We start from the raw sequence: 25130 nt of genomic DNA, 5'->3' as shown, positions 1-25130 counted from the left end.
GCATGTGTTCCCGATAGGGAAGGCCGCGCAGCGATGACCAGAACCGGCGGAAAATCAAACTCCGCAGGCGCGAATCAGGCTATCATTTCAGGTTGCCGGGTTCATTGCCCGCTTCCCTGCCCAATAGCACCCCATGGATTCCCTCATCGCGATGCTGCCCCCCCTGATGGAAGGGGCCGGCACCACGCTCAAACTGTTCTTCATCACGCTGCTGCTGTCCATCCCGCTCGGGCTGGCGCTGGCGCTGCTGCGCCTGTCGCGCTGGGCGGCGGTACGGCAGGCCGTGAGCGGCTACATCTGGCTGATGCGCGGCACGCCGCTGATGCTGCAGCTGCTGTTCATCTACTTTGCGCTGCCCTTCGTGCCGGTGATCGGCATCAGGCTGCCCGATTTTCCGTCGGCGGTGGTGGCGTTTTCGCTCAACTTCGCGGCCTATTTCGCAGAGATATTCCGCGCCGGCATCCAGAGCGTGGACAAGGGCCAGTACGAGGCGGCCAAGTCGCTCGGCATGAGCTACAGTCAGACCATGCGCCGCATCGTGCTGCCGCAGATGGTGCGCCACATCCTGCCGCCCATGAGCAACGAGACCATCACGCTGGTCAAGGACACGGCGCTGATCTACGTGCTGGCCCTGAATGATTTGCTGCGTGCCGCGCGCAACATCGTGCAGCGCGAATTCACCGTCACCCCCTTCCTCGTGGCGGCGGCCTTCTACCTGATCATGACACTGGTGCTCACCTGGGTGTTCCAGCGCATGGAGCGACACTATGCCCGACAGGACCAGTAATCCCGCACCCGCCCTGCGCCTGCACGAGGTGCACAAGCGCTTCGGCAGCAATGCCGTGCTGCGCGGCGTGTCGCTGCAGGTGGCGCCGGGCGAGGTGATCGCCATCCTCGGCTCCTCCGGTTCGGGCAAGTCCACGCTGCTGCGCTGCATCAACCATCTGGAAACCATCGAGCGCGGCGGTATCGAGATCGCCGGCGAAACCCTGGTGCAGAACGATGCCGCCGGCCATGCGCGCTATGCCGACGAGCGTTCGGTGCGCCGCCTGTGCGCGCGCACCGGCATGGTGTTTCAGCACTTCAACCTGTTCCCGCACATGACGGTGCTGGAGAACCTGATCGAGGCGCCGATGACGGTGAAGGGCACAAGCCGTGCGCAGATCGTGCCCAAGGCCGAGGAACTGCTGCGCAAGGTCGGCCTGCAGGACAAGCGCGATGCCTATCCCGGGCGCCTTTCCGGCGGCCAGAAGCAGCGCGTGGCGATTGCCCGCGCGCTGGCCATGGAGCCGGAAATCATGCTGTTCGACGAACCTACCAGCGCGCTCGATCCGGAGCTGACCGGCGAGGTGCTGCGCACCGTGCGCCAACTGGCGGCCGAGCACATGACCATGCTGGTGGTGACGCACGAGATGGCGTTTGCGCGCGAAGTGGCGCACCGCGTGCTGTTCATGGACCAGGGCGTGATCGTGGAAGACCGGCCGGCGCAGGATTTCTTTGCCAGCCCGCAGCATCCGCGCGCGCAGGCATTCCTGCAGCATATGCTCTGATCGGTGAGGACGGCAGCGAAAGCTGCAACCAAAGCCCTGGGGCGTGAACGCTGGCGTGTACGTTCAGTCAATCGCGCAGCGAGGCGTGCTGCGCCAGCAGCACATACTCTTCCACCGGTACTTCCTCGGCCCGGCGCTGCAGGTCGAATTCACCGGAAAATTTCTTGTCTTCCAGCCAGTGCCCCAGCGTATGGCGCAGCAGCTTGCGGCGCTGGCTGAAGGCCGATTGCACCAGCGAGCCAAACCGGGGCACATCCAGCTCCGGCGGCGCGGCCAGCGGCACCATGCGCACCACGGCGCTGTTCACTTTGGGGGGCGGATCGAAACTTTCGGGCGGCACGAACAGCACCTGCTCCATGGCGTAGCGCCATTGCAGCATCACGCTCAGGCGGCTGTAATCACCGTGGGCGGGCGTGGCCACCATGCGGTCGATCACCTCCTTCTGCAGCATGAAGTGCTGGTCCTGCACCACGTCCACATGGTCCAGCAGGTGGAACAGGATGGGGGTGGAAATGTTGTAGGGCAGGTTGCCGACGATGCGCAGTTTCGGCCAGTCGCGCTCCGCCGCAAGCAGGGTGAAATCCACCTTGAGCACGTCGGATTCGATCACGTCGAGTTGCGGATGCAGGCGCAGGCGCGCCGCCAGATCGCGGTCCAGCTCGATCACCGTCATGCGGCCGGTACGCTCGACCAGTGGCTGCGTCAGCGCTGCCAGGCCGGGGCCGATCTCGACCAGGCGCTCGTCCGGCTGCGGGTCGATGGCCCGCACGATGCCGTCGATGATGCCCTGGTCCTGCAGAAAGTTCTGGCCGAAACGCTTGCGTGCCACATGGCCGCCACCACCGGCCACCGCGCGCGGCTTGCGCACGCCCTGCGGCGGGCGGGACGGAGTGCGGCGCGGCGTGCTCAACGCGGCTCCGCGCGCATTTCGATATAGGCGCGGTTGCGGATCTCGTTTTCCCACTGCTGCAGGGCCTGGGCGGCCTTGCGCTCACGCAGCGCGGCGCGGGCCACGGCGATCTGCTGGGCTTCGTTCATGGGTTCGGTACGGCGTTCGATCAGCTGCACCAGATGCGCACCGAAGCGCGACATGAAGGGCTGGCTCATCTGGCCGGGCTTGAGGCGGTCGAGCTGCTGCTCGAACTCGGGCACGAACTGGCCGGCCGGCGCCCAGCCCAGGTCGCCGCCGGCGCTGGCGCTGCCGTCCTGCGAGAGCTCGCGCGCGGCGCTGGCGAAGTCGGTCTTGCCGGAGGCGATGCTGGTGCGCACCGCCGCCAGGCGGGCCAGCGCCTGCTGTTCGCTCAGGTTTGGTGCCGGGCGCAGCAGGATGTGGCGGGCATGGCTTTGCTCGGCCATGAGCGTGGCACCGGTCTTGCGCTGCTCGTCGCGCAGCAGCTGCAGGGCCTCGACGTCGCTGATGCGGGCCACTTCGGCGTTGATGCGGGCGTCGCGCACGCGCTCGAGCAGGATCTGGTCGAGCAGGCTCTGGCGGTACTGGCTGGCGGTGATGCCGCGCTCGGCGATGATGCGCTTGCGGAACTCGTCCACGCTCATCTTGCGGTCGCGGGCCAGGTTGGCCTCGATCTGGCGCAGTTCCTCGTCGCCCACGGTCATGCCGCTGTTGCGGGCGGAGAAGGTGGCGGCCTTCTGCAGGATCTCGTCATTCAGGGCGCGGCGCAGCAGGGTGGCACGGTCGGGCACCGCCACCTTGTTGGCGCGCAATTGCTGGGCCAGCATGCCGGCGCGGCGGTTGACTTCGTGGTTGGTGACCGGCTCGCTGTTGACGATGGCGACAATGTAGTCGCCGCTGCGGCTGGAGCTGGCCGGCGCATTCTGTGTGGCTGCAGCCTTGGCGGCGCGGGCCTTCTTGCCAGCCGTCTGGGCCTGTGCAGGCAGCGCGGCGGCCGACAGGCCGAGCAGCAGGGCGAGAGCCAGAGAGCCGGAGCGGGATTGCTTCAGGGTGGATTTCATCGTGCCATCACCTTTCAGTTGTATTCGGTAAAGCGGCTGCGCTCCAGCGTGCGGTCGCGCAGCAGCATGTAATTGGGAACATTCTCGCGGAAAGTGCGGATCGGGCTGGAGCCGATGCGCGACAGGCCGACGAATTCGAGCTGGAACATGATCTTGTTGTCCATCTTGACCACCGGCGTTGCCTGTGTCTGCTGGCGGCGCAGGGCGATGCGGCCGATCCAGCAGCAGGCATCGTATTCGAGGCCGAGAATCGAGTCCACCACGCGCCTGTCGGGCAGCGAGTAGTAGACGCGGCCGACCGAGTACCAGCGGCCAGGACCCTGGCCCAGGCCGGGGCCGCGGTCTTCGCCCTTGTCACCCCACAGGTCGTTCAGCGGCCATTGCCAGCCCACATCCACCTGCTCGGATACGCCGCGCTGCAGGCGATAGTTGGCCGAGATGGTGCGGTACGGACCGGGCGAATAGCTGGCACCGACCACGCTGCGGATGCTGCGCCGGCTTTCCGGGTCCCACTGCACGCTGGCGCGCGCATTCCACCTGGGGTTCCACTGGATGTTGCCGTCGAACAGCAGGTTGCTGAAGGAGAATTCGTTCGGCTGGTCCGCCGCGTTGAGCGTGACCTGGCGTGTCTTGAACTGCTTGCGTCCGGCCACCGTGAAGCGGGCCAGTTCGGCGCCGTTGTCGGCGTCGTACAGGCGGCTGGTCAGGCCGGCCGTGACCGCCTGCGCATCGGCGATGCGGTCGTCGCCCGAGAACGGGTTGGCGCTGAAGATGCTGGCGAGGTTGAAATCCTTGAGCGAGCTGTCGTACACCGGCAGGAAACCCTGGTCCTTGTACGGCGTATAGGCATAGAACAGGCGCGGTTCCAGCGTCTGCTGCACCTTGCGGTCGAACAGCGTGGTGTTGCGTTCGAAGGTCAGGCCGCTGTCCACCGTGAAGGTCGGCAGCACGCGGCTCGCACTGGTGGCGCTGTTGGCCATGGGGGCGTCGGTGTTGTACTGTGTGGCGTGCAGCTGCAGCGTGGGTGTCACGTAGCCCCAGGGGCGGATCCAGGGGTAGCTCAGCTGGCCAACGGCATAGCTGCGCGTGCCGTTGGGAAAGCCGGTCAACTCCGGGCGCGACTTGAAGCGCGTCACATCCAGATCCAGCGCCAGATCGAAGCCGTTCAGGTCGCTGCGGGCATAGCGCGCATGCGCCTGCGGCAGCTTGTCGAAGGGCGGCACGATGGTATCGGGCTGCTGCAGCGTCTGCCAGCGCTGGTGCGTGACGTAGGCCGACCAGTTGCCCAGGCCCCAGCTGAGCGTGGCGGTACTGGGCAGCACCCGCTCCGTCAGGTCGGTATAGCTGCTGGTCATGTCGCGGAAATCGCGCCAGTAGTTGTCGTCGCTGACGCGGCGCATGTTCAGGTTCAGGTTGAAATTCCCCCAGTTGGTGGTGGGAATCGCCTGGGTGTGCGCCAGCTGGTAGCGCCAGCGGGCGCTGTCCTCGCGCAGGCGGTCCTTCGGCATGTAGCTGGCATCGATCTGGCCGCTGTAGCTGTTCTCGAGGTAGCGGAACTGGCCGTACAGGTCGATGCCGCGCTTGCTGATGATGGTGGGCGTCAGCGTGGCGTCGCGGTTGGGCGCGATGTCTACGTAATACGGCTGCGCGTACTCCACGCCGCTGGTGCTGCTGAAGGAGAGCGTGGGCGGCAGCAGGCCGGAGCGTCGCTTGTCCGATAGCGGAAAGCCGACGCCGCCCGGTAAGGGCAGGATGGGGACGTTGTAGAACACCAGCGCGCCGTTTTCCACGTAGCCTTCGTCCTGTTCGGCATTGATGATCAGGCGCTTGCCGCGCACGTACCAGGCCGGGTTGGACTTGCCATCCTTGCGCGGCTCGGCGCGGCAGGTGGTGTAGATGCCGTCGTGCGCCACGCTGTGCTTGTCGTCGAGAAACTCGATCTTGCTGGCCGTGCCGGTACCGCCGGTCTGGAGGATGGAGTAACTGACGTTGTCGAAGCTGCCCTGGAACGAGTCCATCTGCAACTGCAGCCGGTCGCCGCGGTAGATGTTGCCTTCTCGGTTGATATAGACCTTGCCGGTGACCGTGACGGTATCGCTGGGCTGGTGGTAGTGCAGCGTGTCGCTGCGGATCACGCTGCCGGGCTGGCGCAGTTCGGCATCTCCGGTAGCGGTGAGTTCGAGATCCACCTGGCCGTCGATGCGGTCGGCATGGATGATGGAGATGTTTTGTCCGGCCGCTGCCGCAGGCACTTTTTCATCGAGCCAGGGGCTGGATTGCAGGGCCAGCGGGGCGCTCTGCGTGCCGGGCAGGGCGGCGTCGGGCTGGGCCTGCACCGGGGCCGCGGCCAGACTGGCACACAGCAGCACGGCGCCGGCAGCCACGGGCGTGAGGGTGCGCCGGCCGCCGGCCGGGCGCGCTGCCAGGCTGCGGCCGCGGGCCGGGAGAACCATGCCGGAAGGCTGGGACGAGTGCTGAAGCAAAACCACGCGTTTCCTGTAGTGACGGGGAAGGCTGCGCGGCCATGCTGGCGCCTCAGCCTGCCAGGGCCGGATTGCTCCGGACTCCTGCAAATCCTGCCATTTTGCCAGTCAAACCCGGAGATTGCAGCGAATGGCCTTGCCGAAATGTTGCAGAGTACTGGCTTGTAACGCCGCACAAGCGCTGCAAAACCCCGCGCAGGCGGCATCGCTGCATACAATGGCAGTTTCAGGCCATGCCCGGCCGGGTTGGCGTGGCCGTTTCCTTTCCTGCCTGTCGCTCCATGTCCCTCGCGTCTTCTCCCTCGCCCGTCACCTGGGCGGATCCCGTCCGTGCTTCCCTTTTCGATGCCTGGCTGGCGCAGGTCGCACCGCGCCACGGCCTGCAGCCGCAGACGCTGCAGATCGCCAGTGCCGATGCCAGCTTCCGCCGCTACCTGCGCATTCTCGGCGCCGCGGGACAGCCGGCGCGCATCATCATGGATGCCCCGCCGGAGAAGGAAAACTGCCATCCTTTCGTGCATGTGGCGCGCCTGATGGAGGCGGCCGGCCTGCACGCCCCGCGCGTGCTGGAGTGGGACGAAGCCAACGGCTTCATGCTGCTGACCGATCTGGGCGATGCCACCATGATGAGCGCGCTGGATCCGGCCCGCCCCGAGGCGGCGCAGCCGCTCTATCTGCGTGCGCTGGACGTGCTGCTGCCCTGGCAGCAGGCCTCGCGCCCCGCGGTGCTGCCGCCCTATGACGAGGCGCTGCTGCGCCGCGAGCTGCAGCTGTTCCCGGACTGGTACATCGCGCAGCACCGCCAGCACCCGCTCACGCCGGAGCAGCAGCAGGTGCTGCAATCCGCCTTCGACCTGATCGTGCAGCGCAACCTGGCTGCGCCGCAGGTCTATGTGCACCGCGACTTCATGCCGCGCAATCTGATGCTGGGGGATGCACCCGGTGCGCCCCTGGGCGTGCTCGACTTCCAGGATGCGGTCTACGGCCCCGTTACCTACGACATCGCCAGCCTGATGCGCGATGCCTTCATCAGCTGGGAAGAAGACCTGGTGCTGGACGTGACCATCCGCTACTGGGAGCGCGCGCGCAAGGCCGGCCTGATGGATTTCGAGGACTGGCATGCCGACTTCGGTGCCTTCTACCGCGCCGTGGAATGGATGGCGCTGCAGCGCCACCTGAAAGTGGCCGGCATCTTCGCGCGTCTGACGCTGCGCGACGGCAAGGACAAATACCTGGCCGACGCGCCGCGCTTTATCCACTACATCCGCAGCACCGCGCGCCGCTACCGCGAGCTGGCGCCGCTGCTCAAGCTGGTGGACGATGTCGAGGGCACGCAGGATGTGACGGGCTATGCCTTTGGCCGCATGTGATGCGCCTGCTCCAGGAAAACTGCTGACCATGCCGCGCTTCCACTGTCCTGTCCCGCTGGCCGAAGGCGATACGCTCAGCCTGCCCGCGGGTGCGGCGCGCCATGTGCAGGTGCTGCGCATGCAGCCGGGTGATGCGCTGACGCTGTTCCATGGGGGCCTGGCGGCCCAGTTGCCGCCGGGGCAAGCGCGTCCGGACTATGCAGATGGCAGCTTCGAGGCCGTCATCACGCGCATGGGGCGCAGCGAAGTGGAAGTCCGCGTCGGTGCCCGGCAGGTGGAGCAGGCAGATGCGGGCCCACGCGTGCACCTGCTCAGCGGCGTGCCGGCCAACGAACGCATGGACTGGCTGGTGGAAAAGGCTGCCGAACTGGGCGTGGCCAGCATCCGTCCGCTGATGACCGAGCGCAGCGTGCTGCGCCTCAAGGGCGAGCGTGCCGAAAAGAAGCAGGCACACTGGCAGGCGGTGGCCGTGGCGGCCTGCGAGCAATCGGGGCGCAATCGTGTGCCCGAGCTGCACCCCGTCAGCACGCTGGCCGAGGCCGTGCAGGGCGCGGACAGCAAGGCAGCACGCTGGATACTGTCCCTGAGCGAAGGCAGCCAGCCGCTGGCGGTGCTGATGCAGGAAGCCCTGCCGGACGACATCTACCTGCTGTCCGGTCCCGAAGGCGGCCTGAGTGCGGGGGAAGAAGCGCTGGCGCTGGCCCGGGGTTTCCGGCCGCTGTCGCTGGGGCGTCATGTGCTGCGTGCCGAAACCGCACCGCTGGCCGCGCTGGCCTGCCTGACGCTGCGCCAGGGCTGAAAACAGCAATGCCCGCACGGGGCGGGCATGGAACGGGGGTAGGTCAGGCTCAGGCCTTGCCGTCTGCCTTGCGCAGGATCTGGTAGAGCTCGTCCTTGATCATCAGCTTCTGCTTCTTCAGAACCTCGATTTCTTCGTGGGTCGCGTGCTCGATGTGCGCTTCCATGTTCTTGATGCGGTGGTCCAGCTCGTTGTGCTTTTCGAACAGACGTTCGAAGTGGGCGTCTTCACTCTTGAGCTGGGAAATCAGGTCGCGGTATTCGGGAAACATGGGATGGTCCTCTTGGAGTGGGTATGGGCACTGATCCGGCCGGACCCTGCTGCCTTCGTGTTACGGCAGGTAACCGGCCTTCATGCCTCCAGTATAAGCGAGCCAGCCCCGTGCGGCGAGCACCCGGGCCGCCAGAACCATCCGTTCAATGCTGCACTCAGTTGCGCAGTTTCGGGGTGTCCTTGGCGTGTGCGGCCTCGTCGCGTGCCACGTTCTTGCGGACGAAGAAGAACAGCCAGGCAGCCATCACCACGATGAAGCCGATGGTGAAAATGGTCAGCAAGCCGATGTCGGTGGCAAACAGTTCGCGCATGAGCACATCCATGGAACTCTCCCATTCAGTTTACAAACATGGGCCATTGGGCCTGATCTGCGGCTTGGAACGTTTGACGTATGTCAATCACCCCCAGGATAGGTCAGCCAACCGTCATTTATGCCACGATTTGATGACTTCGACATGACGCTGCAGCCAGTCGGGCAGGGGGCAACTCGGGAATGGGCGGCATGCAGGGCTTGCTTCAGAGAGTGAAGATGCGCCGGTTTCCTACAAGAAAAGCGCACGCAGGCCATGCACAATTGGTTGCATGATAGCTGCAGCACGCTCCGAAACCCGCCTCGGCAAGGCCTTGCGCCACTTTTCCCGGCCCCATGCCATGTTCTGGGCCATGCTGGTGGTGGCTCTGGTGCTGCTGCTGAACGAGTTCGGCTACATGAACTCGCGTGACCATCTCGACCAGGTGGACCGTCTGGAGCAGCAACGGGTCGCGCTGAACAATCTGCGCACCGCCGTGATCGATGCCGAGACCCTGCAGCGCGGCTACCTGATTTCGGGCGACAAGCGCTATCTCGGCCCCTACCAGTTGGCGGTCTCGCGCATCGATCCGGCGCTGGACAAGGCACGCAGCTTCTACGTCGATTCACAGCAGCAGTTGAACGAGTTTGCCGGCATTTCCAGGCCCATCTCGCGCCGCATCGCCGAGATGGAGGTGACCGTGCGCATGCGCCAGAGTGCCAGCGGCGACGTGGACTGGCTCACCGCCTTCAACACCGATGCCGGACAAACCTACATGGATACCGCCCGTACCGGCATCGAGCGCCTGCGCCAGGCCAATGACCGCGCCCTGGCGGAAAGCAGGCTGGCCCTGCAGCGCAACCTGCTGGCGGCCCGTCTGGTGGTGCTGGCGGTGATCCTGCTGGGTGCGGCCGCGTTCTACCTGCTGGTGCGCCAGTCGCGCCGCATCGACCATATCCAGGAAGAGCGTCGCCAGGCCATCCAGCAGGAGCGCGACCAGCTCGACACCGAAGTGCGCGAGCGCACGCACCAGCTGTCCGAACTGACCACGCATGTGATGAAGGTGCAGGAGGCCGAGCGCGGCCGCATGGCGCAGGAGCTGCACGACGAGATGGGCGCGCTGCTCACGGCGGCCAAGCTCGATACGGCGCGCATCAAGTCGCGTCTGGGGCAGCTTGGCGTGGACGACGAGAAGATCGCCCAGCGCCTGCAGCATCTGGTGGAGTCGCTCAACGCCGGCGTGGCCTTCAAGCGCCAGTTGATCGAGGAGCTGCAGCCGTCCTCGCTGGCGCACCTGGGCCTGCGTGCCACGCTGGAAAACTACGCGCGCGAATTTTCCGATCGCACCGAGATCAGCGTGGAAACCGACATCGAGCCGGTGGAGCTGGCGCCCGAGGCGCAGCTGGTGGTGTTCCGCGTGATGCAGGAGGCGCTCACCAACATCAGCAAGTACGCACGCGCCAGCCATGTGCGCGTGATGCTGCACGACAAGAAGGACTACGCGCTGCTGCAGGTGCTGGATGACGGCATCGGCTTCGACGTGAACGAGAAGGCCAATGCCAGCTACGGCCTGTCCGGCATGCGGCACCGGCTGGAGGCCATGCAGGGCAGCCTGCGCATTGTTTCGGCGGCCGGACGCGGCACGCGCATCGAGGGGTCGCTGCCGCAGCGGCGCCATCAGCCCGCACCGCGCCCCGCCGCCGCGCCATCCCGTCCCGATGCGGGTGCCCCGGCACTGATCGTGGATACGTCCGGAGGCGAAACGCGGGAGGTGGTTTCGCCGGCTACACTCGGATGATTCCCGAGGACCCCCGCATGCAGACCACTCCCACCCAATACGCCGGCGACATCGAACCCGAACAGGCCTACACCTGGCAGCAGCAGGGGCAGGGCGTGCTGGTGGACGTGCGCACCGACGCCGAGCGCGACTGGGTCGGCATGGTGCCAGGAGCGGTGCCCCTGTGCTGGCGCATCTATCCCGGCATGGTGCCCAATCCCGATTTTGATGCCCAGGTACTGGCGATTGCGCAGCAGCATCCCGGACAGCGCCTGCTGTTCATCTGCCGCAGCGGTGTCCGCTCCGTCGGAGCCGCGCAGCGCGCTACCGAGCTGGGGCTGGGGGGCTGCTACAACGTGCTCGAAGGTTTCGAGGGCGATCTGGATGGTGCGCAACAGCGCGGCCATCGGGGTGGCTGGCGTTTTCGTGGTCTGCCCTGGATCCAGAAGTAAAAGCCGGTCTGCTGCGCACAGTGCCCGCGCGCCAGCCTGTGCGGGGTGTCTCCGTTACTCGCGCAGGAACTCGGCCACCGGGTGCAGCGCATCCACGCGGGCCGCAATCACCTTGATCACCACCACCAGCGGAATGGCGATCAGCAGCCCCAGCGCCCCCCACAGCCAGCCAAAGAACAGCAGCGCGATGAACTGCGCGGAGTGGTTGATGTTGGCAATGCGTCCCAGGATCCAGGCATAGGCCACCGATCCGACCAGTGCGGCCACCACCAGCGTGGAGCCCGCCGCCAGCGCGGCCGGCACGATGGCCCCCCATTGCTGCACGCCGGCAATGAACACGCCGATGGCGGTCAGCAGGGGGCCGACGTAGGGAATCACGTGCAGGATGCCGGCCAGCGTGGCCCAGATCTCGGCATTGCGAAAGCCCTGGGCCAGCAGCGTCACGTAGGTCAGCAGGCCCAGCAGCAGGTTGACCATCACCAGCGAGCCGAGGTATTGCTGCACCGAGGAGTGGATGTCATCCAGCAGCTCCACCGTCACCCGCTTGTGCTGCCAGCGCTTGCTGACCACGCGCACGGTCTTGCGCCGGAAGCTGTCGCCGGCAGTGAGCAGGAAATAGGCCAGCAGCAGCACAGAACCCAGCGTACCCATGCCGCCAACCACGCGCAACGCGCGCTGCATCAGCAACGAGGAGACGCGCTCCGGCGCCGGCGCGGCCTGCGCCGCGGCCGACTGCGAGCCGCGCGGGGCAGGCGATGCGCTCTTGAGTGCGTTGTCCACCGCCTGCGCCGCCTGGTTCAGCTTGGAGAGCGAGCTGCTGCGGTCGACTTGCACCTGGCGCACGCTGCGCGTGACCCGGTTGATCGATTCGGGCATGGACTCGGCCAGGTCGATCGCCTGCCACCAAACGGCATAGCCGATTCCGCCGATCACGCCCATGAAGGCCAGAATGGCCACCGCACTGCCCAGCGCACGCGGCAGGCGCAGGCGCAACTGCAGGAAGTCGACGATGGGACCGAGCGTGTACGAGAGGAAGATGCCCGCCACCAGAGGCATGAAGAAGGCATCGGCCCACTTCAGCAGGAAGATCACCAGCGTGACGTTGAGCAGAATCAGCGTCCAGATCAGCAGGCGGCGTCTCGATGCGCCGCCGACCGTGTCCGCATCAAGCGAGTCTGCCGGATCGGGTTTTGCCGGGACGGGAGGCGCCGCCGGTGCTGCGGAGAGGGGAGGAGGCTGGTCGGGCATGATGCGGAAAAAAGTGCTCTCACAGTATGCCGTGAAGCCATGCCCGGCGGTAGCGGGCGAGCCGGCAGCGCGGCATGAAAAAAATGACGCCACCCTGTTGCCAGAGGTGGCGCCGGCCGCCTTGTCAGGACGGGCTGGGGTCGCGCCGGGTGATCAGCGCACGCTGCCGCGACGCACCAGATTCACGATCGCCAGCAGGATGATGGCGCCGATCAGCGACACCACGATGGCGCCGATGCTCAAGGGGCTCTCATTGATGGTGCCCACACCGAGCAGCGGCGAAATCAGCCACCCGCCCAGCAGGGCGCCCACGATGCCGACCACGATGTTCAGGAACAGACCCTGCTGCGCATCGGTACGCATCACCAAGCTGGCCAGCCAGCCCACCACACCACCTACGATGATCCAGATCAGAAATCCCATGATGTTTCTCCTTGAAAAGCTTGCAGTTGATACCGGCCCGCTCTGCCGGCGGCCACTGCGGCTTTCGGCTGGGGTTGACTGCATTGTTTTTCAAACAGGGGCAACCGGCTGTGGGCAGCCGGGCCGAACCCGTGTAGGAGTGCGCCGCCACGCGCTCCGAGCCTGCGGCCATGGCCGCACCCTACTGACGGCATAGGCATTTGCAATCATGCTGTTGTTGAGAATCGTTATCATTGATAAATCGAAAACGACTCGGGAGAAATATCCATGGCACATATCAGGCAGTGGCTGCGCCCGCACCAACGCACGCTTTACAAGACCATGAGCTACTACGTGATCCACGTCCTGGTGGCGGCAGGCGTGGCCTATGCCGTGACCGGCAACCTGATTGCCGCACTCACGCTCAGTCTGCTGGAGCCGACGGTGCAGGCTTTTGCCTTCTTCCTGCACGAAAAGGCCTGGCAGCGACGGGACAAGGCAGCGGCTGCAGCTGCATCCACCCCTTCGGCAACCCTGGCGCCGCTCTGAAGGCCTGCTGTGCTGCGATGCGTGGCAATCTGGATTGCAGCAGCAGGTTTGAACCGGCCGGGCCAGCGCCTGAAAGCCCTGGCTCAGCCGCGCGTCACCTTATACACCGCCGTGCTGGCGCGCAGATTGGGCAGGCTGCGGATGATCTGCCCCTCGTGCAGGCCGAAGCGGTCCTGCACGCGCAGCCCGCAGCGGGCCGCCAGCACACCGAAATCGGCATAGGTGCCGACGCGGATGTTGGGCGTGTTGTACCACTCGTAAGGCAGGCGCTTGTTCACCGGCATGCGGCCGCGCAGGATGGACAGGCGGTTCGGCCAGTGGGCGAAATTGGGGAAGGCGACAATGCCCATGCGGCCCACGCGCACGGTCTCGCGCAGCATGGTTTCGGCGTTGCGCAAGTGCTGCAGCGTGTCGATCTGCAGCACCACGTCGAAGCTGTTGTCGGCAAAGATGCTCAGGCCCTCGTCGAGGTTGAGTTGCAGCACGTCCACGCCGCGGCGGGCGCAGGCCAGCAGGTTGGCATCGTTGATCTCCACCCCGTAACCGGTGCAGCCCCGGTGCTGCTGCAGCCAGGCCAGCAGGGCGCCATCCCCGCAGCCCAGGTCCAGTACATGCGCGCCTTGTGGTACCAGTTGCGCAATGGCTTCAATGGCGACTTGTCCTCCGCTCATGCTGCCACCTTGTTGTCGAAGTAGGCGCGTACCAGGTTCAGGTAGCGCGGGTCATCCAGCAGGAAGGCGTCGTGCCCGTGCGGGGCGTCGATCTCCGCATAGCTCACGTGGCGCCGGTTGTCGAGCAGGGCTTTGACGATCTCGCGGCTGCGTGCCGGCGAGAAGCGCCAGTCGGTGCTGAAGCTCACGACCAGAAAATCGGCCCTGGCCTGCGCCATGGTGCGCGACAGGTCGCCGCCGAACTGCTGCGCCGGATCGAAATAGTCGAGCGCACGCGTGATCAGCAGGTAGGTGTTGGCATCGAAGTAGGTGCTGAACTTGTCGCCCTGGTAGCGCAGGTAGCTCTCGATCTGGAACTCTACATCCTGCGTTGAATACTTGTAGCCGGTGCTGTTGTGGGTGACGGCCTCGCGCAGTTCGCGGCCGAACTTGCTGTTCATCACGTCATCACTCAGGTAGGTGATGTGGCCGATCATGCGCGCGATGCGCAGGCCGCGCGCGGGCACCACGCCGTGCTCGTAGAAATGGCCGTCGTGGAATTCGGGGTCGGTCACGATGGCGCGGCGCGCCACTTCGTTGAAGGCGATGTTCTCGGCGGAGAGATTCGGTGCGCTGGCGATCACCACGGCATGGCGCACACGCTCGGGGTATTGCAGCGTCCAGCTCAGTGTCTGCATGCCGCCCAGGCTGCCGCCCATCACCGCGGCCAGTTGCGTGATGCCGAGCTGGTCGAGCAGGCGCGCCTGCGCGTTGACCCAGTCTTCGACCGTGACGACCGGGAAGTCGGCGCCGTACTGCTTGCGGCGGCTGTCGGCCGGGGCATCGGGATTGGCGTCGCGCGGGCCGGTGCTGCCGAAGCAGGAGCCGATGTTGTTGATGCCGATGACGAAGAAGCGATTCGTGTCCACCGGCTTGCCCGGGCCGATCATGTTGTCCCACCAGCCGACATTGCCCGGCTCGTCGGCGTAATGGCCGGCCACGTGGTGCGAGGCATTGAGCGCGTGGCAGATCAGCACGGCGTTGGACTTGTCGGCATTGAGCGTGCCGTAGGTTTCGTAGGCCAGCGTGTAGCCGCGCAGGCTGGCGCCGCTTTGCAGCGCCAGCGGCTCTGCAAAGTACATGGATTGGGGGGTGGCGATGAACGACATGGAAAAAGCAAACCCGGTACCGCAAAGGACGGAAACCGGGTGTCTGGCTCCGTTTTAGCGGCATTTGTTACGCGCCCGCAAGCTGGAAGCAAATCGGCGCAATAAGGTCAGTATAGCGCGGCCGTGTGAACACTGTCACGCGCAGGGTTGTTTGACTACCAGAGCAGCGCCGCTACCGCCAGACCGACGAAGATCACGGCGCAGATACGGTGCACCCAGTGCAGCGGCACCAGCCGTGTGATGCGCTCGCCCAGGAACACCACCGGCACGTTGGCGATCATCATGCCCAGCGTGGTGCCGGCCACCACAGAGGCCAGCTCCTGGTAGCGCGCCGCCAGCGCCACGGTGGCGATCTGCGTCTTGTCGCCCATCTCGGCCAGGAAGAACAGCACCACGGTGGTGGCAAACACGCCGTATTTCGGGGATTTGGGCTGCTCGTCCTCGTCCAGCTTGTCCGGAATCAGCATCCACACCGCCATGGCCAGGAAGGACGCGGCCAGCACCCAGCGCAGCACCTCGGGCGAGAGCAGGGTGGTGATGAAACTGCCGACGGCACCGGCCATGGCATGGTTGACCAGCGTGGCCACCAGAATGCCCCAGACGATGGGCCAGGGCTTGCGGAAACGGGCGGCGAGCACGAGCGACAGCAGCTGGGTCTTGTCGCCCATTTCGGCCAGGGCGACCAGGCCGGTTGATACGAGGAAGGCTTCCATGGAAATGCGGGAGGGAAGGTGGGGAATGCCGCAGGCCGCAGCGGCCGCGATTATCGCAGGAAGCTGTGCAATGTCTGCGCTGCATCAATCTTGCAGTATTTCAGGGTAAATACCGGGAGTGTCGGTATTTGCTGACACCAAAAATACACATAACTGCCCCATAATGCTCCGGGTATCCCGTTGCGGCGTGTCAGTGCCGCGCAGGGTGCATGTTTGCGGTGATTGCTTTGCGTGAATGAGGTTGATGATTTCCCTTTCGTCTGCCCAAAACGGACATCGCTTGTATTTTTTGTTTTTCTGAAAGAGTCCGTTCATGGGCAATAAACTTTATGTGGGCAACCTGCCCTACGCTGTGCGCGACAACGACCTGCAGCAGCAATTCGGCCAGTACGGCGCCGTGACCAGCGCCAAGGTCATGATGGAGCGCGACACCGGTCGTTCCAAAGGCTTTGGTTTCGTCGAAATGGGCAGCGATGCCGAAGCCCAGGCGGCCATCAACGGCCTGCATGGCAAGGACATGGGCGGCCGCGCCCTGGTGGTGAACGAGGCCCGTCCGATGGAGCCTCGTCCCCCGCGCAGCTTCGGTGGCGGCGGTGGCTACGGTGGTGGCCGTCGTGAAGGCGGTTACGGCGGTGGCCGCGAGGGCGGTTACGGTGGCGGCCGTGAAGGTGGCTACGGTGGTGGTCGCGAAGGCGGCGGCGGTTACGGCGGTGGCCGTGACTTCGGCGGCGGCAACAGCGACGGTTTCCGCAGCCCCTACGGCGGTGGCCGTCGTGACGGCGGTCGTCGCAACAACTACGACGACAACAACAACTATTGATCGCATGCAGGGCTGATCCAGCCCTGTCTGCCTCCCGAACCCTGCTGCGGGCACTGCCCGGGGCAGGGTTTTGTCATTTGGGCGCGGGCCAGCCGAAGACCTCGGGGGCGAACCACTCCGTGACCAGGATGCGTGCACCACCGATGTCGAACACCGAGCTGCGGCGCCAGATGCCCTGCCGGGGCAGCATGGCGGCATGCCCGGGCGCATGCCGCTGCCACAGCTGCAGCACATGGCGTGCGGCCGGGCCGTGGGCAGCATCGTGACGCCAGCGCAGCGGGCTGCGGTGGATATGGGGCGTATCGAACAGGAGCTGGGCCAGCGGTTTGTCGCCCAGGCCGCGCAGGCCGCGCCAGCGCAGGCGCGATTGCGGCGCCAGCACGGCCGATCGCGCCAGCACGGCGGGGCGCTCCGCCCCGGGAGGGCCGCACCACAGCAGCACGGTGCGCACGTGGCTGCTGCCGGCCTGCTGGAAGGGCTGGCGCTGCAAGGCGGCGATTTCTTCCGGCCAGAGCGCGTCACTGCCCTGCTGCAGTACCTGCACCCGTACCCGGCCGCTGGCGCGCGTGAGATGGCGTGTGAGCGAGCCTTCGGCCTGCAGCCAGCGGCGCATGCCGGCGGGCACCGGGCGGCGCCGCTGGCTGCGGAGCTGCAGCGGATTGGGGGTCGGGAGGGCGGAATCGGCGCTCATGCGGAGGGAGGTGGCGTCGGGTCGGACGTTGCGGAGGCGTGCCTGGACGCCGGCGGGCAGGATGATCGGGCGTTTACAGCAGGTGCAGCAGGTGCAGCCGCCGCGGCTGCTGCCAGCCGAGGCTTGCGCGGCCGGCCGGCGAACAGGCGGTCGAAGACGGGATTGGGCAGAAGGCGCAGCAGCCGGGCAGCAACCCCCATCTGCCACGGAATCACGCGGTAGCTGCTTCCGGCGGCAATGGCCCGCTGGGCGCGCCGGGCAAACTCCTCGGCGCCAAGCAGAAAGGGCAGGCTGAAATGGTCGCCGGCCGTCATCGGCGTGGCGATATAGCCCGGCAGCAGGGTCAGTACCTGCACGCCGCTGCCGCGCAGATCGCCACGCAGGCTCTCGCAATAGGTGATGGCGGCCGCCTTGCTGGCGCTGTACGCGCCATGCCCGGGCAGGCCGCGGATGCCGGCCACGCTGGCGATGCCCACCAGACGCCCGCTGCCGCGGGCACGCATCGGGGCAATGAACGGATGGAAGGTGGCCGCCATGCCCTGCACGTTGGTGGCGAAAATCTGCTGCATCACATCCAGGTCGGCGCGCTCGGCGCTGTCCATGCCGTGGCTGATGCCGGCGTTGGCAATCACCACATCCGGCAGGCCCTGCTGCGCCACACAGGCACGTGCGGCACCGATGATGCTGTCGGGCTCGCGCACGTCGGCTCCGTAGACCGCGACGCGCGTGCTGTCCAGCTGCTGTGCGCGCACCCAGTCCGCCAGCGCCTCGCTGCGGCGTGCCACCAGCGCCAGCCGCCAGCCATCGGCGTAATAGCGCTGTGCCAGTGCCTGGCCAATACCGCTGGAGGCGCCGGTGATGAAGACGAGCGAAGCCCCGGAAGCAGTCACGGCGTACCGGCCCCTGCTTACGGCCGTGCCGGCGCGGGCTGGATCTGCGCCCGCACGCGGCCATCGATGCGCAGCACCTTGCTTTCGGCGGTGTATTCCAGGCCGTTGCCGTTGATCACGTCATTGCCCTGCGTGATGCGCACCGGGCGATCGGTGCGGATGGACTCCTGCTGGTTGATCACGTGCAGGTAGTCGCTCTCGAGAATGGTGGGCACCCGGGGTTGCCCGTCCTTGTCGGGACGCGGATCGGTGCGCACGACCTTGACGTTGTCGTAGAGCTGGATGTCCTTGCCCTTGCTGTCGGACACGGAGCGGTCGGCCGTCGCGCGCGTTTCCACGCCGCTGGCGTCCAGGCTGTAGCTGCGCAGCTGCTGGGTGCGGATGGTGTCGTTGCCCGGCAGGTGGTCGCCGAAGGCGCCCTGGATCTCGGTCTGCAGCACGCCTTGCGGATTGAAGTTGCGCAGGCGGAAATCCTTCATGTAGTAGTCGGGCTCGTTCGGCGGCGGGGCCGGCTTGGGCTCTTCGGCTGCAGGCATGCTGCGCACCAGCCAGGCGGTGGCCAGCACCAGCAGCAGCACCAGGATCGCCGGCATGAAGTCGACCGCGCGGCGCCAGATCCGGTCGGGCAGGCGCTCGGGCGTGGAGCTGCCGGCGGCGGGCAGCGGACGCAGGGCACCGGCCAGTTGCAGGCCCGATTCGGTGGAAGAAGGCTGGGGCGTGCTCATGCCGGATCTTTCGCGCCGGGCAGGTAGGGCGCCAGCAGGTCGGCGTAACGGCCCTGTGCCTGCAGCAGCAGGTCGCACAGCTCGCGCACGGCGCCGGCGCCGCCGCTGGCGCGCGTCACATAGCGTGCGCGGGCGCTGACTTCGGGGTGGGCGTTGGCCGGGGCGGCGGCAAAGGCGGCACGGATGAGCATGGGCAGGTCGGGCCAGTCATCGCCGATGGCTGCGGCCTGCGACCAGTCCAGGCCCAGTCCGGCAAGCAGGCGCTCGGCCGCGGGCAGCTTGTCTTCGGTCCCGTACACGGCATGCTGCACGCCGAGGGCCTGCAGGCGGGTGCGCAGAGGGGCGGAGTCGCGCCCGGTGATGATGGCCGGGGTGATGCCGCCTTTCTGCAGCAGCTTCAGGCCGTGGCCATCAAGCGTGTTGAAGCGCTTGATGGTTTCGCCGCTCTCGGTGTAGAGCAGGCCGCCATCGGTCAGCACGCCGTCCACGTCGAAGAACACCACGCGGATGCCTTGCGCGGCCAGCAGCAGTTCGGGATCGAAGGTCAGGGCCGGGGCTTGCATGTCAGATCACCTTGGCCAGCATCAGGTCGTGCGTGTTCAGGGCGCCGACGAGGTGGCCTTCGGCATCGGTGACGGGCAGGCTGTTGATGCGGTACTGCTCCATCAGGTGGGCGGCGTCGGCAGCGAGGGCATCGGGGCGGATGCTGCGCGGCCTGGCGTGCATCAGCTGCTCGGCGCGCAGCTGGCGCAGGTCGGTGCCGCTTTCGAGCAGGCGGCGCAGGTCGCCATCGGTGAAGATGCCGACCACGCGCGCATCGCCATCGACCACCAGCGTGGCGCCCAGGCCCTTGGCGCTCATCTCGCGCATGACGCGGCTGAAATCGGCATCCATAGGCACGGAGGGTGCCGCGTCGCCGGCGCGCATCACGTCGGCCACCGTGGTGAGCAGGCGGCGGCCCAGCGCGCCGCCGGGGTGCGAACGGGCAAAGTCCTCCGCGCGGAAACCACGCGCATCGAGCAGGGCCACGGCCAGCGCATCGCCCAGCGCCATCTGCACAGTGGTGCTGGCGGTAGGGGCGAGGTTGAGCGGGCAAGCCTCCTTTTCGACGCCGCTGTCGAGCACGATGTCGGCATGGCGGGCCAGGCTGGATTGCGGCTTGCCGGTCATGGCGATCAGCGGCACGCCCTGGCGTTTGAGTACGGGCAGGATGCGGGAAAGTTCCTCGCTTTCGCCGCTGTTGCTGATGGCCAGCACCACGTCGACCTCGCGCACCATGCCCAGGTCGCCGTGGCTGGCTTCGCCCGGATGCACGAACAGGGCGGCGGTGCCGGTGGAGGCCAGGGTGGCTGCGATCTTGCGGCCCACATGGCCGCTCTTGCCCATGCCCATCACCACCACGCGGCCGCGGGCCGCCAGGATGGTGGAAACCGCGCGGGCGAAGTCGGCGCCGGTGCCGGGTTGCTGCTGCAGGCGCAGCGCGCATTGCTGCAGTGCCTGCGCCTCGGTGGCGAGGGCCTGCTGGGCCAGTTGCAGCGCGCGGGCGCTGTCGAACGAGGATGCGGAGGTCGGGTCTTGATCCATGATCACGCGATTGTACGGGGGGCGGGTGGACCCTGCACGTGACGGGATGCAGCAAGCCAGGCGAAAAAGCAGGCGGGTGTGGGGTGACAGGCAGAGCGGGCACGGTGCGGATTGCGGAAGCCCGCTGCACCGACGTTTCACCTTGGCCCGGTATGATGGGCGCTCGCCTGTTGTTGTGGAGAGTGAGCCCATGAAGTTGTCCCCTGCCCATCGCCTGCCCCGGCGTTCTTCCGCACATCGCGGCATGGCCGACCTGCTGGGAGCCGGCGCCTGGCTGCTGGCTGCCCTGCCGGTGGCCGCACAGACGCCGCCCCCGGTGCTGAGTACGGCCGAATTCCAGGCCTGCCTGGCCCGTCTGCAGGGCACGTCCGATTTCCGCGGCATCGACCCCGCCATCTATGCACAGCACACACGCGGCCTGGAGCCCGACGCCACGGTGCTGCCCCTGCTCAACCGCCAGCCCGAATTCACCATGCCGGTATGGGACTACATCGCGGTGCTGGTGGATGCCGAGCGCGTGGCCGATGGCCGCGCCGCCTACCGCCAGTGGCTGCCCACGCTGCGCCAGATCGAGCAGCAGTATGGCGTGGAGCCGGCCATGGTGATGGGCGTGTGGGGCGTGGAGAGCAACTTCGGCCAGATCATGGGCGGCCGGCCGCTGGTGCAGTCGCTGTCCACGCTGTCCTGCTTTGGCCGCCGCCAGCCCTATTTCCGCACCGAATTTGCCAATGTGCTGCGCATCCTGCAGGGGGGCCATGTGCCGGCCGAGAAGCTGACGGGCTCCTGGGCCGGCGCCTTTGGCCAGACCCAGTTCATGCCGAGCACCTTTTTGCGCACCGCGGTCGATTTTGACGGCGATGGCCGTCGCGACATCGTCAGCAGCGTGCCCGATGCCCTGGCTTCCACCGCCAACTTTCTGCGCAAGGCCGGCTACCGCACGGGCGAGCCCTGGGGCTACGAGGTGAAGCTGCCTGCGGGATTCGACACCAGCCAGGCGGGGCGCCGCAACAAGCGGGCCCTGGCGCACTGGCAGGCGCAAGGCGTGCGCCTGGCCGACGGTGCGCCCCTGCCGCAAACGCTGCCGCAGGCAGGCCTGCTGCTGCCGGCCGGCGCCAACGGCCCGGCCTTCCTGGTCGGCAGGAATTTCGACACCCTGTACACCTACAACGCCAGCGAGAACTACGCGCTGGCGATTGCCCAGCTCTCCACGCTGGTGACGGGCGAGAAAAGCCGGACCGGCTTCGTCACGCCCTGGCCCACCGACGACCCCGGCCTGAGCCGTGCCGAAAACCGCGAACTGCAGACGCTGCTGCTCGCGCGCGGGCACGACATCGGCACGCCGGACGGCCTGATCGGCGAGAAGACGCGCGCCGCCATCCGCGCCGAGCAGGGGCGCCTGGGCATGCAGGCCAGCGGCCGGGCCGGGCAGAAGCTGCTGGCCGCCCTGCGCGCCGCACGCTGAAGGCGGGGGGCTGTTGTACGGGTAGGTACGGATGTTGCGTTGCCTTTACAGCACCCCCTCGGGCACCAGATAATTATGTATTATTTCACGTAGAAAAAACCATGCCTCTCAGGGAGGCAGGCCGTCGCGTTGTCGGGCGCGGCAGTCAGGCACACCGACGACAGGAACCACCATGAGCACTGAAAGCACGATTTCCACCTCCCAGGCCGCCCTGCGCGAAGCGGCACGCGACTACCACCGCCAGCCGGTGCGCGGCAAGATTTCCGTCACCCCCACCAAGCCGCTGGTGAACCAGCGTGACCTGTCGCTCGCCTACTCTCCCGGCGTGGCCTATCCCTGCCTGGACATCCAGGCCGATCCCTCGCTGGCAGCCGAATACACCGCACGCGGCAACCTGGTCGGCGTGATCACCAACGGCACCGCCGTGCTGGGCCTGGGCGATATCGGCCCGCTGGCCGGCAAGCCGGTGATGGAAGGCAAGGGCTGCCTGTTCAAGAAGTTCGCCGGCATCGACGTGTTCGACATCGAACTGGACGAGCGCGATCCCGACAAGCTGGTCGACATGATCGCGGCGCTCGAGCCCACGCTTGGCGGCGTCAACCTCGAGGACATCAAGGCGCCCGAGTGCTTCTACATCGAGCAGAAGCTGCGCGAGCGCATGAAGATCCCGGTCTTCCACGACGACCAGCACGGCACGGCCATCATTTCCTCTTCCGCCCTGATCAACGGCCTGGAACTGGTGGGCAAGGATATCGGCAGCATCAAGCTGGCGGCTTCCGGCGCCGGTGCGGCGGCCATCGCCTGCCTGGACCTGATGGTGGCGCTGGGCGTGAAGCGCGAGAACGTGTTCGTGTGCGACTCCAAGGGCCTGATCTATGACGGCCGCCCGGGCGGCCTGGATGCTTCCAAGCAGCGCTACGCGCAGAAGGACAACGGCGACCGCACGCTGGCCGACGTGGTGCGCGATGCCGACGTGTTCCTGGGTTGCTCCACCTCCAACGTGCTGACGCCCGAAATGGTCAAGACCATGGGCACGCAGCCCATCATCCTGGCACTGGCCAACCCCGATCCCGAGATCAAGCCCGAACTGGCCAAGGCCGCGCGCCCGGACTGCATCATCGCCACCGGCCGTTCGGACTATCCGAACCAGGTCAACAACGTGCTGTGCTTCCCCTACATCTTCCGCGGTGCGCTCGATTGCGGCGCCACCACCATCACCGAGGAGATGAAGGTTGCCTGCGTGCACGAGATCGCCGCGCTGGCCAAGATGGAGATCAGCGACGAGGTGGCGGCTGCCTACGTGGGCCAGGACCTGAAGTTCGGTCCCGAATACATCATTCCCAAGCCCTTCGATTCCCGCCTGATCCTGCGTATTGCGCCGGCGGTGGCGCGTGCCGCGGCGGCCTCCGGCGTGGCCACGCGACCGATTGAGGACATGACGGCTTACGTGGACAGCCTGGGCACCTTCGTGTCGCATACCGGCCTGTTCATGCGTCCGGTGTTTGCGCTGGCGCGCGAGGTGCCGGCCGGCCGCAAGCGCGTGGTCTACACCGAGGGCGAGGACGAGCGCGTGCTGCGCGCCGCCCAGCAGGCCTACGACGACGGCATTGCCGAGCCGATCCTGGTGGGCCGTCCCGATATCATCGAGGCGCGTATCCAGAAGCTGGGCCTGCACGTGCACGTCGATGGCGGCTTCGAGGTGATCGATCCCGAGAACGATCCGCGTTTCCGCGCCTACTGGGAAACCTACCACCAGTGCATGGCGCGCGACGGTATTTCGCCCGATGCAGCCAAGATCGCCGTGCGCCGCAGCAACACCATCATCGGCGCCCTGGCCGTCAGGCTGGGCGACGCCGATGCCATGATCTGCGGCCTGATCGGCAACTACGACAAGCACCTCGAGGCGGTGCACAACGTCATCGGCACGCAGCCCGGCCAGAAGTTTGCCGCGCTCAACGCGCTCATGCTCGAGAAGCAGACGCTGTTCATCGCCGACACCTATGTCAACGAAGATCCCACGGCCGAGGAGCTGGCGCAGATTGCGCTGCTGGCCGCGCAGGAAGTGAAGCGCTTCGGCATCACGCCGCACGTGGCCTTCCTGTCGCATTCCAACTTCGGCACCAGCAAGCGCGCCAGCGCTGTCAAGATGCGCCACGCCTACGAGCTGTTCCGCGAGCTGGCACCCGAGATCCAGGCCGAGGGCGAGATGCAGGGCGATTGCGCCATGAATCCCGAGCTGCGACGCCACATGCTGCCCGGCAACGCCATGGAGGGCGCGGCCAACCTGCTGATCTGCCCGAACCTGGATGCGGCCAACATCCTGTTCAACGTGCTCAAGATCACCGGCGGCAACGGCCTGACAATCGGCCCGATGCTGCTCGGCGCTGCGGCCAGCGCGCACATCCTGACGCCGTCCTCCACCATGCGCCGCGTGCTGAACCAGACCGCGCTGGCCGTGGTCAACGCCCAGGCCCGCCGCAAGTGACGGGCGGGGCGACGCACCGCCTGCCGCACGCGCTCTGGCATGCAGCCAGCGAGCGCTACCGGCCTGCGGGGCGCTTCGCCTGGCATTTCGCGCGCGGCAAGCTGCGCCATGATCCGGCCTTTGCCACGGTGCTGGCGCGGGGCTGGATCCGGCCCGGTTCGCGCGTGCTCGATCTGGGCTGCGGGCAGGGCCTGCTGGCCAGCCTGCTGCTGGCGGTGGACGGGCTTGCGCACGCACCGCACTGGCCGGCGCACTGGGCGCCGCCCCCGCAGGGTTGCCGGGTGCACGGGCTGGAACTGATGCCGCGCGACGTGGAGCGCGCGCAGGCGGCGCTGGCCGGCCATGAGTTGCGCGCCCGCGTCGACCAGGGCGACATCGCACAGGCCGCCTTCGGTGCGGCCGACGTCGTGGTGCTGCTGGACGTGCTGCACTATCTGCCGCATGCAGGGCAGGAGGCGGTGCTGCGGCGCGTGCATGATTGCCTGGCGCCGGGCGGGCAGCTGGTGCTGCGCATTGGTGATCACGCGGCCGGCCTGCCCTTTCGCCTCAGCCAGCTGGTCGACCGCATCATCTTCCGAGCACGCGGACATGCCGACAGTTCGTTATACTGCCGCACCGCCGACGACTGGGCCGGATTGCTGGGCCGGCACGGGCTGGAGGTGCTGCCGGGGCGCGTGGTGAGCGGATCGCTGTTTGCCAACACGCTGATGCTGGCGCGCAAGCCCGGCGGCGCCTGACGCGTCGGCGCCAGAACCACATTCCACGGCACAAGCAGAC

General features: G+C 66.8%; 27 protein-coding genes. 11 read left to right on the top strand and 16 right to left on the bottom strand.

The window, feature by feature from the left end:
• Window positions 1–133 precede the first annotated feature (133 nt).
• Both ACX36O_RS12345 and ACX36O_RS12340 read left to right on the top strand, forming a co-directional pair.
• Entirely contained in the window at window positions 134–787 is a 654-nt protein-coding gene (locus tag ACX36O_RS12345) for an amino acid ABC transporter permease (RefSeq protein WP_213361984.1), read from the top strand.
• Complete coding sequence (locus ACX36O_RS12340; RefSeq protein WP_371687019.1) at window positions 768–1550, top strand: amino acid ABC transporter ATP-binding protein; 783 nt, start codon at window positions 768–770, stop codon at window positions 1548–1550. The genes ACX36O_RS12345 and ACX36O_RS12340 overlap by 20 nt, the downstream gene beginning before the upstream one ends.
• 67 nt (window positions 1551–1617) lie before the next feature.
• On the opposite strand, the gene rsmA is transcribed toward ACX36O_RS12340, so the two are convergent.
• From rsmA to ACX36O_RS12325, 3 genes are read right to left on the bottom strand one after another with little or no spacing between them, the layout of a single operon-like run.
• Complete coding sequence (rsmA, locus tag ACX36O_RS12335) at window positions 1618–2400, bottom strand: 16S rRNA (adenine(1518)-N(6)/adenine(1519)-N(6))-dimethyltransferase RsmA (protein ID WP_213362765.1); 783 nt, start codon at window positions 2398–2400, stop codon at window positions 1618–1620.
• 56 nt (window positions 2401–2456) lie between these two features.
• The gene (locus ACX36O_RS12330; protein ID WP_488359841.1) at window positions 2457–3521 is read right to left on the bottom strand and encodes a peptidylprolyl isomerase; all 1065 of its coding nucleotides are present in this window, start codon (window positions 3519–3521) and stop codon (window positions 2457–2459) included.
• A gap of 14 nt (window positions 3522–3535) precedes the next feature.
• Complete coding sequence (locus ACX36O_RS12325) at window positions 3536–5974, bottom strand: LPS-assembly protein LptD (RefSeq protein WP_488359840.1); 2439 nt, start codon at window positions 5972–5974, stop codon at window positions 3536–3538.
• Between the two features lie 311 nt (window positions 5975–6285).
• On the opposite strand from ACX36O_RS12325, the gene ACX36O_RS12320 reads away from it, so the two are divergent.
• Together ACX36O_RS12320 and ACX36O_RS12315 are read left to right on the top strand one after the other, a co-directional pair.
• Window positions 6286–7374 carry an aminoglycoside phosphotransferase family protein gene (locus tag ACX36O_RS12320; protein ID WP_371687020.1) on the top strand — a complete coding sequence of 363 codons (1089 nt, stop codon included), beginning with the start codon at window positions 6286–6288 and terminating at the stop codon, window positions 7372–7374.
• A gap of 28 nt (window positions 7375–7402) precedes the next feature.
• Window positions 7403–8173 carry a 16S rRNA (uracil(1498)-N(3))-methyltransferase gene (locus tag ACX36O_RS12315; protein ID WP_371687022.1) on the top strand — a complete coding sequence of 257 codons (771 nt, stop codon included), beginning with the start codon at window positions 7403–7405 and terminating at the stop codon, window positions 8171–8173.
• Between the two features lie 49 nt (window positions 8174–8222).
• Here ACX36O_RS12315 and ACX36O_RS12310 read toward each other — a convergent pair whose 3' ends face one another.
• Complete coding sequence (locus tag ACX36O_RS12310) at window positions 8223–8444, bottom strand: HP1242/YdcH family protein (protein ID WP_213361976.1); 222 nt, start codon at window positions 8442–8444, stop codon at window positions 8223–8225.
• Window positions 8445–8601: 157 nt separating this feature from the next.
• Entirely contained in the window at window positions 8602–8769 is a 168-nt protein-coding gene (locus ACX36O_RS12305; protein ID WP_213361975.1) for a DUF3149 domain-containing protein, read from the bottom strand.
• A 259-nt stretch (window positions 8770–9028) separates the two neighbouring features.
• Here ACX36O_RS12305 and ACX36O_RS12300 point away from each other — a divergent pair, with 259 nt between their 5' ends.
• Entirely contained in the window at window positions 9029–10534 is a 1506-nt protein-coding gene (locus tag ACX36O_RS12300) for a CHASE3 domain-containing protein (protein ID WP_213361973.1), read from the top strand.
• Window positions 10535–10551: 17 nt separating this feature from the next.
• Window positions 10552–10965, top strand: a complete 414-nt coding sequence (locus ACX36O_RS12295; RefSeq protein ID WP_349772154.1) for a rhodanese-like domain-containing protein — start codon at window positions 10552–10554, stop codon at window positions 10963–10965.
• 54 nt (window positions 10966–11019) lie between these two features.
• Here the strand turns inward: ACX36O_RS12295 and ACX36O_RS12290 are convergent, their stop codons facing one another.
• The gene (locus tag ACX36O_RS12290) at window positions 11020–12213 is read right to left on the bottom strand and encodes an AI-2E family transporter (protein ID WP_213361971.1); all 1194 of its coding nucleotides are present in this window, start codon (window positions 12211–12213) and stop codon (window positions 11020–11022) included.
• Window positions 12214–12366: 153 nt separating this feature from the next.
• Window positions 12367–12636 (bottom strand): GlsB/YeaQ/YmgE family stress response membrane protein, encoded by a 270-nt coding sequence (locus ACX36O_RS12285; RefSeq protein ID WP_213361969.1) that lies wholly within the window; start codon window positions 12634–12636, stop codon window positions 12367–12369.
• A 267-nt stretch (window positions 12637–12903) separates the two neighbouring features.
• Here ACX36O_RS12285 and ACX36O_RS12280 point away from each other — a divergent pair, with 267 nt between their 5' ends.
• Window positions 12904–13164 (top strand): DUF2061 domain-containing protein, encoded by a 261-nt coding sequence (locus ACX36O_RS12280; protein ID WP_213361968.1) that lies wholly within the window; start codon window positions 12904–12906, stop codon window positions 13162–13164.
• An 83-nt stretch (window positions 13165–13247) separates the two neighbouring features.
• Here the strand turns inward: ACX36O_RS12280 and metW are convergent, their stop codons facing one another.
• The 4 genes from metW to ACX36O_RS12260 all read right to left on the bottom strand — a co-directional run bounded on the left by metW (window position 13248) and on the right by ACX36O_RS12260 (window position 16011).
• Window positions 13248–13835, bottom strand: a complete 588-nt coding sequence (metW, locus tag ACX36O_RS12275) for a methionine biosynthesis protein MetW (protein ID WP_213361967.1) — start codon at window positions 13833–13835, stop codon at window positions 13248–13250.
• Window positions 13832–14983 carry a homoserine O-succinyltransferase MetX gene (gene metX / locus ACX36O_RS12270; RefSeq protein WP_213361965.1) on the bottom strand — a complete coding sequence of 384 codons (1152 nt, stop codon included), beginning with the start codon at window positions 14981–14983 and terminating at the stop codon, window positions 13832–13834. Before metX ends, metW begins: the two co-directional genes overlap by 4 nt.
• Before the next feature lie 155 nt (window positions 14984–15138).
• Window positions 15139–15696, bottom strand: a complete 558-nt coding sequence (locus tag ACX36O_RS12265) for a TMEM165/GDT1 family protein (RefSeq protein ID WP_213361958.1) — start codon at window positions 15694–15696, stop codon at window positions 15139–15141.
• Window positions 15697–15780: 84 nt separating this feature from the next.
• Window positions 15781–16011, bottom strand: a complete 231-nt coding sequence (locus ACX36O_RS12260; protein WP_213361956.1) for a hypothetical protein — start codon at window positions 16009–16011, stop codon at window positions 15781–15783.
• Here ACX36O_RS12260 and rbp point away from each other — a divergent pair.
• Window positions 16010–16516, top strand: coding sequence for an RNA-binding regulator (gene rbp / locus ACX36O_RS12255; protein WP_213361954.1), 507 nt, complete (start codon window positions 16010–16012; stop codon window positions 16514–16516). The two genes, ACX36O_RS12260 and rbp, sit on opposite strands and share 2 nt — an antisense overlap.
• Window positions 16517–16589: 73 nt before the next feature.
• On the opposite strand, the gene ACX36O_RS12250 is transcribed toward rbp, so the two are convergent.
• From ACX36O_RS12250 to ACX36O_RS12230, 5 genes are read right to left on the bottom strand one after another with little or no spacing between them, the layout of a single operon-like run.
• Window positions 16590–17207 carry a chorismate--pyruvate lyase family protein gene (locus tag ACX36O_RS12250; protein WP_213361950.1) on the bottom strand — a complete coding sequence of 206 codons (618 nt, stop codon included), beginning with the start codon at window positions 17205–17207 and terminating at the stop codon, window positions 16590–16592.
• The gene (locus ACX36O_RS12245; protein ID WP_488359839.1) at window positions 17204–18097 is read right to left on the bottom strand and encodes an SDR family oxidoreductase; all 894 of its coding nucleotides are present in this window, start codon (window positions 18095–18097) and stop codon (window positions 17204–17206) included. The genes ACX36O_RS12250 and ACX36O_RS12245 overlap by 4 nt, the downstream gene beginning before the upstream one ends.
• 17 nt (window positions 18098–18114) lie before the next feature.
• Window positions 18115–18822, bottom strand: a complete 708-nt coding sequence (lptC, locus tag ACX36O_RS12240) for an LPS export ABC transporter periplasmic protein LptC (RefSeq protein ID WP_488359838.1) — start codon at window positions 18820–18822, stop codon at window positions 18115–18117.
• On the bottom strand, window positions 18819–19385 hold the full coding sequence (locus tag ACX36O_RS12235) for a KdsC family phosphatase (RefSeq protein ID WP_213361947.1): 567 nt from the start codon (window positions 19383–19385) through the stop codon (window positions 18819–18821). The genes lptC and ACX36O_RS12235 overlap by 4 nt, the downstream gene beginning before the upstream one ends.
• A gap of 1 nt (window position 19386) precedes the next feature.
• The gene (locus ACX36O_RS12230; RefSeq protein ID WP_213361945.1) at window positions 19387–20406 is read right to left on the bottom strand and encodes a KpsF/GutQ family sugar-phosphate isomerase; all 1020 of its coding nucleotides are present in this window, start codon (window positions 20404–20406) and stop codon (window positions 19387–19389) included.
• Window positions 20407–20650: 244 nt separating this feature from the next.
• Between ACX36O_RS12230 and ACX36O_RS12225 the strand changes: the two genes are divergently transcribed.
• The 3 genes from ACX36O_RS12225 to ACX36O_RS12215 all read left to right on the top strand — a co-directional run bounded on the left by ACX36O_RS12225 (window position 20651) and on the right by ACX36O_RS12215 (window position 25090).
• Complete coding sequence (locus ACX36O_RS12225) at window positions 20651–21868, top strand: lytic murein transglycosylase (RefSeq protein WP_488360240.1); 1218 nt, start codon at window positions 20651–20653, stop codon at window positions 21866–21868.
• Between the two features lie 172 nt (window positions 21869–22040).
• Window positions 22041–24353: an NADP-dependent malic enzyme gene (locus ACX36O_RS12220; RefSeq protein ID WP_213361941.1), complete on the top strand. Its 2313-nt coding sequence runs from the start codon at window positions 22041–22043 to the stop codon at window positions 24351–24353.
• On the top strand, window positions 24350–25090 hold the full coding sequence (locus ACX36O_RS12215) for a class I SAM-dependent methyltransferase (RefSeq protein ID WP_213361936.1): 741 nt from the start codon (window positions 24350–24352) through the stop codon (window positions 25088–25090). The genes ACX36O_RS12220 and ACX36O_RS12215 overlap by 4 nt, the downstream gene beginning before the upstream one ends.
• The last annotated feature ends 40 nt before the right edge of the window (window positions 25091–25130 follow it).

Source organism: Brachymonas sp. KE5 (genome assembly GCF_057773645.1).
Note: the sequence above shows the minus strand (reverse complement) of the source record. Positions and strands in the feature narration are given on the sequence as shown.